The organism is Streptomyces sp. NPDC048291 (genome assembly GCF_043201715.1).
Lineage (GTDB): Bacteria > Actinomycetota > Actinomycetes > Streptomycetales > Streptomycetaceae > Streptomyces.
On the sequence record NZ_JBICZC010000010.1, the window covers coordinates 362,852 to 377,467 of the forward strand.

13 protein-coding genes are annotated in these 14,616 nt (G+C 72.5%); 2 read left to right on the plus strand and 11 right to left on the minus strand.

The features are described 5' to 3' along the window. Position 1: 1 nt before the first annotated feature. Together ACGF5O_RS27745 and ACGF5O_RS27750 are read right to left on the minus strand one after the other, a co-directional pair. Entirely contained in the window at positions 2 to 1,507 is a 1,506-nt protein-coding gene (locus tag ACGF5O_RS27745) for a cryptochrome/photolyase family protein (protein WP_393812588.1), read from the minus strand. After that, entirely contained in the window at positions 1,504 to 2,877 is a 1,374-nt protein-coding gene (locus ACGF5O_RS27750) for a cryptochrome/photolyase family protein (RefSeq protein ID WP_393812589.1), read from the minus strand. Before ACGF5O_RS27750 ends, ACGF5O_RS27745 begins: the two co-directional genes overlap by 4 nt. Positions 2,878 to 3,311: 434 nt before the next feature. On the opposite strand from ACGF5O_RS27750, the gene ACGF5O_RS27755 reads away from it, so the two are divergent. Beyond that, on the plus strand, positions 3,312 to 4,739 hold the full coding sequence (locus tag ACGF5O_RS27755; protein WP_393812590.1) for an MFS transporter: 1,428 nt from the start codon (positions 3,312 to 3,314) through the stop codon (positions 4,737 to 4,739). Positions 4,740 to 4,796: 57 nt separating this feature from the next. On the opposite strand, the gene ACGF5O_RS27760 is transcribed toward ACGF5O_RS27755, so the two are convergent. The 6 genes from ACGF5O_RS27760 to mhpD all read right to left on the minus strand — a co-directional run bounded on the left by ACGF5O_RS27760 (position 4,797) and on the right by mhpD (position 11,029). Next, positions 4,797 to 6,212: a glutamate decarboxylase gene (locus ACGF5O_RS27760; RefSeq protein ID WP_393812591.1), complete on the minus strand. Its 1,416-nt coding sequence runs from the start codon at positions 6,210 to 6,212 to the stop codon at positions 4,797 to 4,799. 335 nt (positions 6,213 to 6,547) lie between these two features. Continuing rightward, on the minus strand, positions 6,548 to 6,994 hold the full coding sequence (locus tag ACGF5O_RS27765; protein ID WP_393812592.1) for an aconitate hydratase: 447 nt from the start codon (positions 6,992 to 6,994) through the stop codon (positions 6,548 to 6,550). Positions 6,995 to 7,292: 298 nt separating this feature from the next. Further along, positions 7,293 to 7,928 carry a TetR family transcriptional regulator gene (locus ACGF5O_RS27770; RefSeq protein ID WP_393812593.1) on the minus strand — a complete coding sequence of 212 codons (636 nt, stop codon included), beginning with the start codon at positions 7,926 to 7,928 and terminating at the stop codon, positions 7,293 to 7,295. Between the two features lie 310 nt (positions 7,929 to 8,238). Continuing rightward, positions 8,239 to 9,258 (minus strand): 4-hydroxy-2-oxovalerate aldolase, encoded by a 1,020-nt coding sequence (gene dmpG, locus ACGF5O_RS27775; protein ID WP_393812594.1) that lies wholly within the window; start codon positions 9,256 to 9,258, stop codon positions 8,239 to 8,241. Then, positions 9,255 to 10,196: an acetaldehyde dehydrogenase (acetylating) gene (locus ACGF5O_RS27780; RefSeq protein ID WP_393812595.1), complete on the minus strand. Its 942-nt coding sequence runs from the start codon at positions 10,194 to 10,196 to the stop codon at positions 9,255 to 9,257. The genes dmpG and ACGF5O_RS27780 overlap by 4 nt, the downstream gene beginning before the upstream one ends. Further along, entirely contained in the window at positions 10,193 to 11,029 is an 837-nt protein-coding gene (gene mhpD, locus ACGF5O_RS27785; RefSeq protein ID WP_393812596.1) for a 2-keto-4-pentenoate hydratase, read from the minus strand. The genes ACGF5O_RS27780 and mhpD overlap by 4 nt, the downstream gene beginning before the upstream one ends. Before the next feature lie 104 nt (positions 11,030 to 11,133). On the opposite strand from mhpD, the gene ACGF5O_RS27790 reads away from it, so the two are divergent. Next, positions 11,134 to 11,868 carry an IclR family transcriptional regulator gene (locus tag ACGF5O_RS27790; RefSeq protein WP_393812716.1) on the plus strand — a complete coding sequence of 245 codons (735 nt, stop codon included), beginning with the start codon at positions 11,134 to 11,136 and terminating at the stop codon, positions 11,866 to 11,868. Positions 11,869 to 11,891: 23 nt separating this feature from the next. Here the strand turns inward: ACGF5O_RS27790 and ACGF5O_RS27795 are convergent, their stop codons facing one another. From ACGF5O_RS27795 to ACGF5O_RS27805, 3 genes are all read right to left on the minus strand, one after another. Next, positions 11,892 to 12,941: an amidohydrolase family protein gene (locus ACGF5O_RS27795; protein ID WP_393812597.1), complete on the minus strand. Its 1,050-nt coding sequence runs from the start codon at positions 12,939 to 12,941 to the stop codon at positions 11,892 to 11,894. 183 nt (positions 12,942 to 13,124) lie between these two features. Next, on the minus strand, positions 13,125 to 13,913 hold the full coding sequence (locus ACGF5O_RS27800; RefSeq protein WP_393812598.1) for a 2-keto-4-pentenoate hydratase: 789 nt from the start codon (positions 13,911 to 13,913) through the stop codon (positions 13,125 to 13,127). Beyond that, a complete protein-coding gene (locus tag ACGF5O_RS27805; protein WP_393812599.1) occupies positions 13,910 to 14,542 on the minus strand; it encodes a TetR/AcrR family transcriptional regulator in 633 nt (210 codons plus the stop codon). Before ACGF5O_RS27805 ends, ACGF5O_RS27800 begins: the two co-directional genes overlap by 4 nt. Positions 14,543 to 14,616: the final 74 nt, after the last annotated feature.

Sequence of the window (14,616 nt, forward strand, 5' to 3'; positions counted from 1 at the left end):
CTCACGGGATCTCGGTGCGCCACCGGTGCTCCTGCCCGAGCACGTCGTCGAGGTCGCCGAGCCGGTCCAGCCCCTGGACCGCGCGGCGCATGCGGGCGTTGCCCGACAGCAGCCGCCGGTGCCGGTGCAGGAAGGCCCAGTACCCGGCGGTGTAGGGACACGCGCGCGGACCGGTGCGCTCGGTGGGCCGGTAGGCGCAGCCGTCGCACAGGTCGCTCATGCGGTGCAGGTAGGCGCCGCCCGACGTGTACGGCTTGGTGGTCATCCTGCCGCCGTCCGCGTACTGGGACATCCCCACCACGTTCGGCACCATCACCCAGTCGTAGCCGTCGACGAAGCAGCGGTGGAACCAGTCGGTCACCGCGGCCGGGTCCCAGCCGCGCTGCAGGGCGTGGCTGCCCAGCACCATCAGGCGCGGGATGTGGTGCGTCCACCCGGTGTCCCGCACCTGCGCCAGCACGCCGGACAGACAGCGCGCGGTGACCGCGTCCGCGTCCAGCTCGGCGAAGTACTCCGGCAGTTCCCGCGTGTGCCCGAGCGCGTTGCCCTGCCGGTACTCCTCGCCGAAGTGCCAGTACAGCTGCCAGACGTACTCCCGCCAGCCCGCGACCTGCCGTACGAAGCCCTCCGCGCTGTTCACCGGGACGGCACCGTCCCGCCAGGCCCGCTCGGCGCCCTCCACGCACTCCGCCGGGTCCAGCAGCCCCAGGTTCAGCGAGGACGACAGCAGGCTGTGGCTCATCGCGGGGGAGCCGGCGAGCATCGCGTCCTCGTACGGTCCGAAGGACGCCAGCCGGTGCCCCAGGAAGCGGCGCAGGGCCGACAGCGCCTCCCGGCGCGTGGCGGGGAAGCGGCGCGGCCCGTCCCGGCCGACGAACCGCACCCCGTCCTCGCGTTCCCACCGGTCGAGGTCGGCGCGGACCCCGGCGTCGATGTCGTCCTCGCGCGGCCGGTACGGGCCCGGCACGTCGAGCTCCCGGGCGCCGCGCGGCGGGGGCTCGCGGTTGTCGTGGTCGTGGTTGAACCGGCCGCCGGCCGGCTGGTCGCCGTCCATGAGCAGGTCGTGCTCCCGGCGCACCCAGCGGTAGAAGTCCTCCTGGAGCAGCCGCCCGGTGCGCCGGCCGGCCCAGTCGGCGAACTCCTCGCGCTCCACCAGGAAGCCCCGGGCGGGCAGCACCCGTACCCCGGGCAGGGACCGCACCAGCCGGAGCGCCGCGTACGAGGTGGGATGGCACACCGTGACCGGCCCGCCGGCCACCGCCCGGTGCAGGCCCTCACGATAGGTCTCGGCCCGTACATAGCCGACCCGTTCGCCCAGTTCCGCCGCGCGGTGCCGCATCGCGGAGAGCACCAGGTGCGCCTTGGCCCGGTGGAAGCGGCGCCGCCGGAAGACCGACCTCGCCTCGATCATCACCACGGGCGCCCCGGGCCCCGGCCCGTCCGCGTCGCCGGGCGTGAGGAAGTGCGGGCCGAGCTGATCGCCGAAGATCCAGTGCGGGGTGGTCATGCGCGTCCCCGGGCCCGCCGGAACCGGTCCAGGCCCTCCGGCAGCGACACCACCGGTTCGGGATAGTCCGTGGTCGCCCGCTCCAGCCCCGGAAGCTTCCACGGCTCGTGCACCTCGGCCCCCCGCACGTCCGCCAGTTCCGGCACCCAGCGCCGCACGTACGTTCCGTCCGGGTCGAACCGCTTGCCCTGGACGACAGGGTTGAGCACCCGGTTGGGCCGGGTGTCGGTGCCCGTGCCGGCCATCCACTGCCAGTTGAGCTGGTTGTTCGCCACGTCTCCGTCGACCAGCAGGTCCAGGAAGTGCCGGGCGCCCACCCGCCAGTCGACGTAGAGCGTCTTGGTGAGGAAGCTCGCGGCCAGCAGCCGGCCCCGGTTGTGCATCCAGCCCTCGTGGCTCAGCTGCCGCATCGCCGCGTCCACCACCGGGTAGCCGGTACGGCCCGCCCGCCACGCCTCGGCGTCGGCCTCCGCGCTCCTTCCGGTACGCCAGCGGTCACGGTGGGTCCGGTAGTCGTGGCCGGCGGCGTCGGGGCGGGCGGCGAGCACCTGGCGGTGGAAGTCGCGCCAGGCGACCTGCCGTACGAACGCCTCCGCGCCCGTGCCGCCCGCCTTGCGCGCCCGTTGCACCGCCTCGACCGGCGACAGCGTGCCGAAGTGCAGGTGGGGGGAGAGCCGGGAGGTGGCGTCGCCCGCCAGGTCGTCGTGCCGTTCCTCGTAGGCGTCCACGCCGGAACGCAGCCACGCGGTGAGCCTGCGCCGCCCCTCCGTCTCGCCGCCCGCGCACAGGCCCGGTGACACCCCGTTCACGGCGCCGCGCTCCGGCAGCGCGGCGGAGCCCACCTCCTCCGGCACGCTGATCGCGCGCGGCGCCTCCAGCACGTTCCGCAGCCCTTCGGCGGACCAGTGCCGGAAGTACGGCGTGAACACCGCGAAGTGGTCCGAGGAGGCCGGCGTCACCGCGCCCGGAGCCACGGCGGTGCTCACCGTGTCGTGCACGTACAGGCGCCGCCCGTCGGCCTCCAGGGCCCGCCGCAGCCGCCGTTCGCGCGCGTTCGCGAAAGCGCTCACGTCACCCGCCATGTGCACCTCGTCGGCGTCCGCCTCGGCGGCCACCCGGCACACCTCCGCGACCGTGTCACCCTCGCGCAGCACCAGCCGGCCGCCCCGTTCCCGCAGCCGGGCGTCCAGGTCCCGCAGGCAGTCGGCGAGGAACGCGAGCCGGTTCGGTGCGGCGAAACCCGCTCCGTCCACGGACGGGTCACGCACGAACAGCGGCACCACCCGGTCCCCGCCGTGCAGCGCCGCACGCAGCGGCGGATGGTCCGACAGGCGCAGATCGCAGGTGAAGACGACGACCGAGGTCTGCATGGGGCTCACTTTCGCTTCCGGTGGAGTCCTTCTCGAATGGTTTCGCCCCGCGGACCCCTGCCGGATGCGGCGGGCCGCCGTCGGACTCCCTTTCGGGTGACGGCGTCCGCGCGCGGGTGGCCGACGGGGAAGGAATCGACGGCAACGTCGGGTGCGGGCGCAAGCCGTGGCTTGCCCGGTGCGGAGCGACGCCGGTGTCCGGAGGACGAGGCCGTCAACGGAAGACCGAGGTCCCCGACCGCCGCAGTCCCGGCCGTCCCGAAGCTCCGCTGCCTGCTCCCGTCGTCTTCGGGTCGTCGGTGCCCCGTTGGATGGATCGTGGGCCCAGGCGGGACAGGTCCACGAGCTGCCACCGGATGACCTTGAAGTCTACCTATGCCCATTATTGTGGCTTTTTGTGTTGTGTCTCTGCGGATGGGGATGGAGTTGGGGTCGTGGCGTTCGCGGAGTCGGCCGACGGCGGTGGGGCGAAGCCCTCTTCCGACGCGGCCCCGGAACCCGGGCAACGGTCCTGGGCGCCGCTGCTGGCCGTCTGCGCCGGGTACTTCATGGTGATCCTGGACGTGACGGCCATCAACGTCGCCGTGCCGGTGATCGGCCGGGAACTGTCGGCCTCGCTCACCGGCATCCAGTGGATCACCGACGGGTACACCCTGGTCTTCGCCGGGTTCCTGCTGACCGGCGGCGCGCTGGGCGACCGGCTGGGCAACCGGCGGGTCTTCTGCGCGGGCGTGGCGGTGTTCACGCTGTCCTCGGCCGCCTGCGCGCTCGCGGCGAGCGCCCCGATCCTGGTCGCGGCCCGGCTGGTGGAGGGTCTCGGCGCGGCCCTGATCGTGCCCGGCTCACTGGCCCTGCTCCAACGGGCCTACCCGGCGACGGCCGCACGCTCGCGGGCCTTCGGGCTGTGGGGTTCGATGGCGGGCATCGCGGCCGCCGCCGGCCCGCTCCTCGGCGGGCTGCTCGTCTCCACGCTCGGCTGGCGGTGGGTGTTCCTCGTCAACCTGCCCGTCGGCGTGGCCTGCCTGGTACTGACGCTGCGGCACGTGGCACGCTCGCCCCGGCGCGCCGACCGGGCCCTGGACTGGCCGGCGCAGTGCGCGGTGATCGCGACGGCCGCACTGCTGACCGCGGCGCTCAACGAGGCCGGACGGCGGGGCTGGTCCGATCCCGCCGTACTCGCCGGGGTGGGCCTGGCAGTCCTGTCCGCCGCGGCCTTCGCGGTGCGCGAGCGGCTCGCCCGCTCCCCGGTCCTGCCGCCGAGCCTGCTGCGCTCCCGGGCGATGAGCGGCGGAGCCGTCATCGGCCTGCTGTTCAACTTCGGCTTCTACGGCATGGTGTTCACCGCCAGCCTGGAGTTCCAGCACCAGCGCCACTTCAGCGCCCTCGGCACGGGGCTGGCCCTGTTCCCCGCGGTGGCGATGACCATGTTCGCCTCCGTCCTGTCCGGGCGGCTGGCCCGCCGCACCGGCGACCGTCCACTGGTGGTCTCCGGCATGCTCCTGGCCGCCCTGGGCCTGGCCGGCTGGGCCGCGGCGGGCGCCGACCCCGCCTACCCGCTGCTGGTGGCCCCGATGATGGCCGCGGGATTCGGTACCTCCTTCGCCCTCACCGGCTCCACGGCCACCGTGATGGGTGCGGCGCCTTCGGCGTACGCGGGCGCCGCCTCCGCCCTGTTCAACACCACCCGCCAGATCGGCAGCGCCACCGGCGTCGCGCTCGGCGGCAGCCTGCTCGCCACCGCCACCGACTACAACACCGGCCTGCGCACCAGCATGGCCGTCGGTGCGCTGGCCTACCTGACCGCCGCGGGCCTCGCGTGGCTGTGCGTACCGACGCCGCCGCGAAGGCCCGGGACGTCCTGAGACCGTTCGTACAGGTCTGTGCGGTGCGGCCGGCCCGCAGCGGTGCGGGTGTCGGGGCTACACGGTGATGCCGGCGTGTGCCGGCTCCGGGGTGACGGCCGCGGGCAGGACGGTCGGTGCGGGCATGGACCGGCGGGGCCGGAGTTGCCGGGTGACGTCCGTGAGGTCGGTGATGAAGGAGTTGGCGAGGTCGGCGGTGAACCCGGTGCGGACGACGAGGCGCAGGACGGAGACGTCCTGGCAGGGGGCGGGGAAGGTGTAGGCGGGCAGATGCCAGCCGCGTGCGTGCATGGCGTGCGAGACGTCGAAGACGGTGAAGCCGTGCGCTCCCTGCGCCAGGCGGAAGGCGAGGGCGGGGAGTTCGGATCCGTCGGTCACGAGTTCGTAGGGCGGGACGGCCCGGATCCGGGCCGCGAGGGCGTGGGCCGTCGTACGGTTCTGGACAGCGAGGTGGCGCAGCCCCTCGAAGCCGTACCGCAGGAAGCTGTAGTACTGCGCGACGACGTGGGCGCCCGGACGGGAGAAGTTGAGGGTGAAGCTGGGGGAGCGGCCGCCGAGGTAGTCCACCTCGAAGACCAGGTCGTCCGGAAGGGCCTCGGCATCGCGCCACAGGGCCCAGCCGAGACCGGGGAAGACGTGCCCGTACTTGTGCCCCGAGGTGTTGATGGAGGCGACGCGTTCGAGCTGGAAGTCCCACATCAGACCCGGGTCGAGGAACGGCGCCACCATCGCGCCGGACGCCCCGTCCACGTGCACGGGAATGTCGGTGCCGGTCGCGGCCTGGTAGCCGTCCAGGGCCATGCAGATGTCGGCGACGGGCTCGTAGGAACCGTCGTAGGTGGAGCCGAGGACGGTGACGACGCCGATGGTGTTGTCGTCGCAGTAGGCGGTCAGGGTGTCGGGCGTGAGGTGGTAGCGGCCGGGCTCCATCGGGACGTAACGCGGCTCCACCTCGAAGTAGTTGGCGAACTTCTTCCAGCACACCTGGACGTTCGCGCCCATCACCAGGTTGGGGCGGGCCGTGTCCCTGCCCTGCCCGCGCCGGCGCTGCTGCCAGCGGCGCTTGAGCGCGAGGCCGCCCAGCATCCCCGCCTCGCTGGAGCCGGTGGTGGAGCAGCCGCGGACCCGCTCCGGATGCGGTGCGTGCCACAGGCGTCCGAGCATCCGCACGCACCGCTCTTCCATGGCGGTGATCTTCGGGTACTCGGCGCGGTCCGCGAGGTTCTTCTCCGCGGTGTCGGCCATCAGCTGCCGTGCCTGCGGTTCCATCCAGGTGGTCACGAAGGTCGCGAGGTTGCGTTGCGCGTTGCCGTCGAGCGCGAGTTCGTCGCGCACCTGCTGCAGTACGAGTTCGGGCGGGGACGCGGCCGGCGGCAGTTCGTCGGCGGGTCCGGGAAGGTAGGCGGCGGCGGGCGGGGTGAGGGTGTCGAGGTCGGTCGTGGAGATGACGTCGGCGGTATCCGGGATGGGCATGTGCGTCTCGGTGCTTTCTGGTCCGTGTGGCCCCCGTGCACTTTCGACGCTAGATCGTTGCGCGGCACCGCATCTGTGCGGATTACACCGATCCAGCGACCGGTTTGCGGACCGATGAACTGAATTTTCCCTCGCGTATACGGGCGGAAGATCCGAAGCAGACAGAACCGCCGGCGCGGGTCGGCCCCGGAGGGCGGGTGGCTGGTCCTCGGCGCCGGGCACGGGCACTCGCGCAGCTGCTGCTGCCCGGCGTGACGCGCTCAAGCGGTACCACAGGCAGCAGCGGGGCCGGATCCCGGCCTCGACGGAGGGACAGCCGAAGCACCGGGAGACGGTCAGGCCCGTCGCATCGCGTCGGCGGCGGACGCCGCAGGCGGCCGGGCTCGGGACGCAAGGGTCCGCCGGACCACGTACGGCAGAACGCCGCCGTGCCGCAGATAGGCCAGTTCTCGGCGTGAGAAGACCCGCAGTCGCAGGTCGGTGGTCGTTTCGGAGCCGTCCGGAGCGCCGACGCCCAGCACCACCGCGTCGGTCCCGACGCGCAGGTCGTCGAGTCCCTCGAAGGCCAGGTCCTCCGCGCCGGTGAACTCGATCGGCAGGACGCCCGTGCCGATCAGGTTGGACCGGTGGATACGTTCGCAGGACACGGCGATCACCGCCCGGACACCGAGCGGCGCCGGTGCCTTGACCGCACGGTCGCGGCTGGAACCGGCCCCGTTTCGCCCCGCGACCACCACCAGGGCGTGGCCGGCGGCGCGGTGCGTCGTCGCGGCCTCGTACACGTGCAGGACGTCGGTGCCGTCGGCGATGGAGGCGTGGCCGCCCGGGGCGGGCGGCGTTGTCCCGGAACATCTCCGGGCGCACGAAGTCCCGTACCCGGGCGGCGACTTCCTCGTCCGAGGACCACAGGTCCTTGAGGTGGACGGGGCTGCCCGCGGGGTCGGTTCCCAGGGGCTCGTGGTCGAAGTCGTGCAGGATCGAGCCGGCGACCGCTTCGGGTTCTTCGCGAGCCTGCCGCAGCTGGACGCGATCGACCACACCCACGCGAAGACCCTCTTCCCCCGACTCCGCTGAGGCTGGTCAGGCGCTTTCGTCGCGCAGTGCCATGCGAACCGCGGCGTCGTGGATCAGCCGCGCGTGCAGGGTGAACATGGCGACCAGGTCGACCGTCGTGCCGTGGGTCTCTCGCTGTACGAAGAGGCCGTCGGCCCCGGCGATGGCGTAGGTGGTGAGAACGCGCACGGCGTCGTCGTCCAGATCTGGGAACAACTCGGTGAGTGCCTCGGCGATCTTCTGTGCGGCGACGTCGCGGACCTGGAGGAAGACGGTCCGGCCGCGCGGCTCCGTGGGGCGGCGCTCCAGCGCGAGCATCAGGCCCAGGCGCAGGAAGTCCGGCGCGTCGACCAGGGATCTGGCGACGTCGGCGGCTACGGCTGTGACTCGCTCGAGCGGTGTCCCGGTTGGCTCTCCGGGAAGTTCCACGGTCGCCAGCCAGGTCTCGAAGCTGCGCTCGATGACTGCGGCGATCAGGTCGTCCTTGTCCTTGAAGTGCCAGTAGATCGAACTCGCGGGCAGCCCGCACTTGGCGCTGACCGCGGCGATCGATGTGCCTTCGTACCCGCGCTCACCCGCGATCTCGACGGTGGCGTCGAGGATGCGCTGCCGCGACTCCACGCCGTTCGCGCGCTTCTTGCGCACCGTCGGCGAACCGGTCATGAGGACTGCCCTTTCCGAGGGTGTTGACACCTGCACGGTATCGGAACGACGACAACGACGATCGTGCCGGTGAACACCCCGGACGCCGGCGTACCAGCCGACGAGCGGTCCTTCTCCTTCTTTACGACCGTCACTGCGGACCGGCCGCCGCGCCGCGGCCTGCCCCGGTGGGTGCGTCCGCCGGCCGCGACGCCGTCCTCACGGCGTACGCCGCGGATCCGGCTCTCCCGCTACGACCGCCCGCTCACCGGCCTGTTCCCGGGCATCTCGCCCTCGGCGCGGGCCGGCGATCCGGTGCCCTGCTTCCCGTTCAGGCCGTGGCCTCCGCCCGTGCCAGCAGGTCCAGCGCGATATCGGTGATCATGTCCTCCTGGCCGCCCACCATGCCACGGCGGCCGACCTCGACCAGTATGGTGCGGGTGTCGATGCCGTAGCGGGCCGCGGCGGTCTCCGCGTGGCGGAGGAAGCTGGAGTAGACGCCCGCGTAGCCGAGGCTGAGGGTCTCGCGGTCGACCCGTACCTCGCGGTCCTGCAGCGGTCGTACGAGATCGTCGGCGGCGTCCATCAGGGGGAACAGGTCGCAGGCGTGGTCCCAGCCCATCAGGTCGGCGACCGCGACGAACGCCTCCAGGGGGCAGTTGCCGGCGCCCGCGCCCTGCCCGGCGAGGGAGGCGTCGACGCGGACGGCGCCGCTCTCCACGGCGACCACGCTGTTCGCCACGCCGAGGGCGAGACTGTGGTGGGCGTGGATGCCCAACTCGGTTTCCGGCGCCAGGACTTCGCGGTAGGCGTGGAAGCGGTCGCGGACGCCGTCCATGGTGAGGCGGCCGCCGGAGTCGGTGACGTAGACGCAGTGGGCGCCGTAGGACTCCATCAGCTTGGCCTGACGGGCCAGTTCGGCCGGTTCGGCCATGTGGGACATCATCAGGAACCCGGCGACGTCCATGCCCAGATCGCGGGCCGCGGCGATGTGCTGGGCGGAGATGTCGGCCTCGGTGCAGTGCGTGGCGACGCGGACCGAGCGGATGCCCAGCCGGTGCGCCTGGCGCAGGTCGTGCAGGGTGCCGATGCCGGGCAGCAGCAGCGTGGTGGGCACCGCGTGCCGGGTGACGTCGGTGACGGCCTCGATCCACTCCCAGTCGGTGTGGGCGCCGACGCCGTAGTTGATGCTGGAGCCGGCCAGCCCGTCGCCGTGCGCGATCTCGACGGCGGCCACGCCGGCCGCGTCCAGGGCGGCGGCGATCGCACGGGCCTGCTCGACGGTGTAGCGGTGCCGGACGGCGTGCATGCCGTCCCGCAGGGTCACGTCCTGGATGTACAGACGGGTCATCGCACGGCCCTCTCGGCGGAGCGGTGGGCGGCCATGCGTTCCGCGGTGCGCAGCGCGGCCGAGGTCATGATGTCGAGGTTCCCGGCGTAGGCGGGCAGGAAGTGGGCGGCGCCCTCCACCTCCAGGAAGACCGACACCTTGAGCGCCTCGTCGGTGCCGGGGGCGAGGGTGCGCAGCGGGTCGTCGGCGGCGACCTTCTCGTACTGCACCTGCTGCTTGAGGCGGTAGCCGGGCACGTACGCCTGGACGCGGCCGACCATCTCCTCGATCGACGCCGTGACGGCCTCGGTGGCGCAGTCGGCGACCAGGCAGTGCACGGTGTCCCGCATGATCAGCGGGGGTTCGGCGGGGTTGAGGACGATGATCGCCTTGCCGCGCGCGGCCCCGCCGACCTGCTCGATCGCCGAGGAGGTGGTCTCGGTGAACTCGTCGATGTTGGCGCGGGTGCCGGGCCCCGCCGAGCGGGAGGCGATGGAGGCGACGATCTCGCCGTAGTGGACGGGCGTGGCGGCGGCGACCGCGGCGACGACCGGGATCGTGGCCTGGCCGCCGCAGGTGACCATGTTGACGTTGCGGGCGTCGAGATGGGAGCTGCCGTTGACCGGCGGGACGACGTACGGGCCGAGCGCGGCGGGGGTGAGGTCGACGAGGGTGCGGCCCAGGGGGCGCAGGATCTCGTCGTGGTGGCGGTGGGCGCCGGCCGAGGTGGCGTCGAAGACGATCTCGACGTCGGCGAACTCGTCCATGGCGACAAGGCCTTCGACGCCCTCGTGGGTGGTGGCCACCTTGAGCCGGCGGGCGCGGGCCAGGCCGTCGGAGTCGGGGTCGATGCCGGCCATCGCGGCGATCTCCAGACTCTCCGACAGCCGCAGGATCTTGATCATCAGGTCGGTGCCGATGTTGCCCGAGCCGATGACGGCGACCTTCGTGCTGCTCACTGCTGCTCTCCTTCCGTGGCGAAGCGGACCCGTACGGAGCCCAGGTCCGAGATGTGGGCCTCGAACGTGTCGCCAGGGGCCGCGGGGGTCATCGGGCCCAGGGCGCCGGTCAGTACGAGGTCGCCGGCGCGCAGGGGGGCGCCGCGCTCGGCGAGGGCGGACGCCAGCCAGACCGCCGCGTTCAGCGGGCTGCCGAGGCAGGCGGCGCCGGTGCCCTCGGAGGCTGTCTCGCCGTTGCGCTCCATCGTCATCGTCACGGCGCGCAGATCGACCCGGTCCAGCGGTACGGGAGTGCCGCCGAGGACGTACAGACCGCAGGAGGCGTTGTCGGCGACCGTGTCGACGAGCGAGATGTCCCAGGCGGCGACCCGGCTGTCGACGATCTCCAGGGCCGGCAGCGCGAAGTCGACGGCCCGCAGGACGTCCACGAGCGTGCACGCGCGCTCCGGCAGGTCACGCCCGAGGACGAGGGCGACCTCGGCCTCCACCTTGGGCTGCAGCAACCGCCCCGCGGGCACCTGTTCGCCGTCCGGCACCGCCATGTCGGCGAACAGGGCGCCGAAGTCGGGCCGGTCGACGCCGAGCTGGCGCTGGACGGCCGGCGAGGTGAGGCCGATCTTGCGGCCGACGATCCGGCGGCCCGCCTCCAGCCCCCGCCGGACGTTGACCTGCTGCACGGCGTACGCGGACTCCAGGTCGCCCCCGCCCGCGAACAGGTGGCGCACGGGCGGGCAGGCGACCCCGGAGCGGGCGGCCTCCGCCAGCAGGTCGGCGGCCTTGGCCACGGCCGGGGGAACGGCATCCGGACGAACGCCGTCGATTGCGGTCGACACGGGTTACCTCCAGGAGGGAAGGCGGCGGGTTGACATCGATATAGACAGGGTCTTCGAAAGGAGACAAACTCTGTTCCGTGACACGGAACAACGTGAGCGGCAGCATGCTCGAAAAAGCGGCGCTCATCCTGGATTGCTTCAATCCGAGTGGCGGACCTTTCCGGTTGTCGGAACTTTCTGTGCTCACCGGTCTGCCCAAGCCCACGGTGCACCGGCTGGCGGCGGACCTGGTCCGGCTGGGCTGGCTGGAGCGGTCCGGCAACCGGTACCGGCTCGGTGCGAAGCTGTTCGAGCTCGGCTCGCTGGTCCCGCACCGGCGCGATCTGCGGGAGACGGCGCTGCCGTTCCTCCAGGACCTGTTCGAGGCCACCCGCGAGACCGTCCACCTCGGCGTCCGCGAGGGCATGGACGTCGTCTACCTGGAGCGCATCCACGGCCACGAGGCGCTCCGGCTGCCGTCCCGCATCGGTGGCAGCCTGCCGCTGAGCTGTACCGGTGTCGGCAAGGCCCTGCTCGCCTTCTCCGGTGCCGAGTTGGCCGAGGAGGTGCTGTCCCGGCCGTTGCCGAGCCTCACCCCGTACTCGATCACCGACCCGGCGCGGCTGCGCCTGGCCCTGGAGAAGATCCAGGTCTCGGGCCTGGCCTACGAGGAACAGGAGGCCGCCGTGGGCGTCAGCTGCATCGCCGCCCCGGTGTTCTCCGGCGGCAGGATGATCGCGGCCCTCTCGGTGGCCGTACCCTGCGAACGCTTCGGCCCGGCCCAGCTGGCCCCCGCGGTGCGGACGGCGGCCCTGGGCCTGTCGCGGGTCCTGCGCGGGGACGGCACCGGCCTGCGCTGAGGAGCCCGTGCACCGCAGGCGTCTCAGTCGGTCCCGGGCTGGACGAGCTTGAAGAAGAGGCGGGCGCCGGCCCGCTGCGCCGAGTGCCGCAGACGTTGGGGGAGCGGACGCGTGGCGGGAGCGGATACCGGGGCGTCGGCCAGGCGGGGGAAGAGTGCTTCGGCGTTGGTGCGGTTGACGGCGTGCCGGATGTCCGGGGTGGCCTCGACGTCGAGCCCGTTGGCGAAGTACTGGCCGGCGGCCGTGGGGGCGAACGGCCAGTCGCTGCCGAACAGGACGTGTCCGGGGCGGGCGAAGGCGAGCAGGGTGGGCAGTGCGGCGGGGCTGGAGGAGAGGGCGGTGTCGAAGTAGAAGCCACGCAGGTCGTCGAGGATGTCGAGCGGGCTGCGCCCGGTGTCGGCGGCGATGGCGACGGCCATGCGGTGGGAGGCGTACGGGACGAAGCCGCCCCCGTGGCTGAGGATGAACCGGATGCCCGGGTACCGGCGCACGATGCCGTTGCGGACCAGAAGGTAGGCGGCGCGGGTGGTGTCGAGAAGGAAGTCGGCGGCGAACGGGGGGATGCCGTCGACGGCGGGGGCGGGGAGCTCCGCCGGGTGCACGAGTACGACGGCCCCGCGTGCGTCGAGGGTCCGCCACAGGGCGTCCTGGCCCTCGGTGCCCAGATAGGTGCCCTGGTTGTTGGCGAGCAGCGTGACCCCGTCGGCACCGAGTTCGCCCAGGGCACGCTCGGCTTCCGCGGCCGACGCGCCGGCGTCGGGCATGGGCAGGGTGGCGAACCAGCCGAAGCGGCCGGGGTGGTCCAGGGGGAGCCCCGCGCAGAAGTCGTTCAGGCGGCGGGCCAGTTCGGCGGCGTCGGTGCGGTCGGTCAGGAAGCCCGTACCGGGGGTGGACACGGAGAGGATCGCCGTCTCGGTGCCCAGAAGGTCCATCAGCTCCAGCGCGGCCTCGGGGCTCCAGTGGGGCAGCAACCGGCCGCCCGCCTCCACGATGCCGGACTTGGCCAGGGCATCGCGATACAGGGCTGGGACGAGATGCTGGTGGACATCGATGCGGCGGGGCGCGGTGGTCATGAGGCGGCTTCCTTCGGGTGGACGGATCCGGCGCCCTGTCGGTGGGGCGTCTTCCCGTGAGGTGGGGCGGTGGGCGACGCCCGGGCACTGGATCACCCTGAGCATCGGGTCGGAGCTGATGGAAACGATCGGCCAGGAGCTGTGCCTGGCGGGCGAGGGGCGCGCTGCCGGGACCCGGGTGGATCAGACGAACGTCACCGACACGGATCCGAGGGGGTCGAAGCGGGCCTCGACCCGTTGTGCGGCGGTGACGAAGGGCGCGGTGGTCATCGCGCCGGGCAGCACCATGTGCCCGGGCCGCAGAGCGGTACCGGAAACGGCGAGGGTGTTCGCAAGCCAGGCCACCGCGGCCGCGGGATGGCCCAGCACCTCCTTGCCACTGCCGGAGGCGACCTGCGTCCCGTCGACGACCAGGTCGACGAGGACCGCGGCGAGGTCGGGCACCTCCGCGATCGGCGTCCAGCGGCCACAGACCAGCCCGGCGGAACTCGCGTTGTCCGCGACCCTGTCGACCACGGTGGTCTTCCAGTCCCGGATCCGGCTGTCGACGATCTCCAGCGCCGGCGCCACGGCGTCGGTGGCCGCCAGGACGTCCTCGACGGTGACATCCGGGCCGGTCAGCGGCCGGGCGAGCAGGAAGCAGACCTCCGGCTCGACGCGGGGTGTGCAGTAGCGTGCCGTGCGGACGGCGGCGCCGTCGCGGTGGACCATGTCGTCGAGCAGATGACCGAAGTCGGGTTCGTCGACGCCGAGCAGCTCCTGCATGGCCGCGGAAGTGACGCCGACCGTACGGCCGATGACGCTGGCGCCGTCGGCGACCCGCCAGGCGATGTTCTCGCGCTGCACGGCGTAGGCCTCGGCCAGGTCCAGACCGGGTAGCAGGGACGACAGCGGATCGACCGGTCTCGCCCGCCGCCGGGCCTCCCGCAGCAGCAGACCGGCCTCCTCGCTCTGGACATGGCTCAGGCTCATCTCCTGCTCCCCGGGGCCAGGCGGGTCGCCGCGTCGTACACCAGGTGTGCGTGCAGCTCGAACAGCGTCACCGGGTCGACCGTGTCGCCGTGGATCTCCCGGTGGGTGAACAGGCCGTCGGCCCCGGCGACGGCGTATGTGGTGAGCGTGCCCACGGCGTCCTCGTCCAGATCCGGGAACAGGCTCCTGACCACGTCCTCGACCCTTCTCAGCGAGAGCTCGCGGACCTGTAGGAAGACCGTGCGGCCCCGGGGTTCGGTGGGCCGCCGCTCCAGGGCGAGCATCAGACCCAGGCGGAGGAAGTCCGGTGCTTCGACCAGCGACTTCGCGACGTCGGCGGCCATGATCATGGCGCGTTCCAGCGGAGTGCCGGCGCTGTCGTCGGGGAGACCGACGGTCTCCACCCAGGCCTCGAAGCTGCGTTCGATGACCGCGGCGATCAGGTCGTCCTTGTCCTTGAAGTGCCAGTAGATCGAACTCGCGGGCAGCCCGCACTTGGCGCTGACCGCGGCGATCGACGTGCCCTCGTATCCGCGTTCCCCCGCGATCTCGACGGTGGCGTCGAGGATGCGCTGTCGCGACTCCACGCCGTTCGCGCGCTTCTTCAGCGCCGCCCGCGGCCTGGTCATGGAACCCGCCCCCTTCCTCCTCGTCGGCACTTGACCGCCTTCCGCATCCAACCTACCGTAGCGAATGCTCCAAT

What these genes read in the sequence shown, in the direction of transcription:
- ACGF5O_RS27745 (WP_393812588.1), bottom strand. Translation starts at nt 1,507, where the DNA reads ATGACCACCCCGCACTGGATCTTCGGCGATCAGCTCGGCCCGCACTTC.
- ACGF5O_RS27750 (WP_393812589.1), bottom strand. Translation starts at nt 2,877, where the DNA reads ATGCAGACCTCGGTCGTCGTCTTCACCTGCGATCTGCGCCTGTCGGAC.
- ACGF5O_RS27760 (WP_393812591.1), bottom strand. Translation starts at nt 6,212, where the DNA reads ATGCCCATCCCGGATACCGCCGACGTCATCTCCACGACCGACCTCGAC.
- ACGF5O_RS27770 (WP_393812593.1), bottom strand. Translation starts at nt 7,928, where the DNA reads ATGACCGGTTCGCCGACGGTGCGCAAGAAGCGCGCGAACGGCGTGGAG.
- dmpG (WP_393812594.1), bottom strand. Translation starts at nt 9,258, where the DNA reads ATGACCCGTCTGTACATCCAGGACGTGACCCTGCGGGACGGCATGCAC.
- ACGF5O_RS27790 (WP_393812716.1), top strand. Translation starts at nt 11,134, where the DNA reads ATGCTCGAAAAAGCGGCGCTCATCCTGGATTGCTTCAATCCGAGTGGC.
- ACGF5O_RS27795 (WP_393812597.1), bottom strand. Translation starts at nt 12,941, where the DNA reads ATGACCACCGCGCCCCGCCGCATCGATGTCCACCAGCATCTCGTCCCA.
- ACGF5O_RS27800 (WP_393812598.1), bottom strand. Translation starts at nt 13,913, where the DNA reads ATGAGCCTGAGCCATGTCCAGAGCGAGGAGGCCGGTCTGCTGCTGCGG.
- ACGF5O_RS27805 (WP_393812599.1), bottom strand. Translation starts at nt 14,542, where the DNA reads ATGACCAGGCCGCGGGCGGCGCTGAAGAAGCGCGCGAACGGCGTGGAG.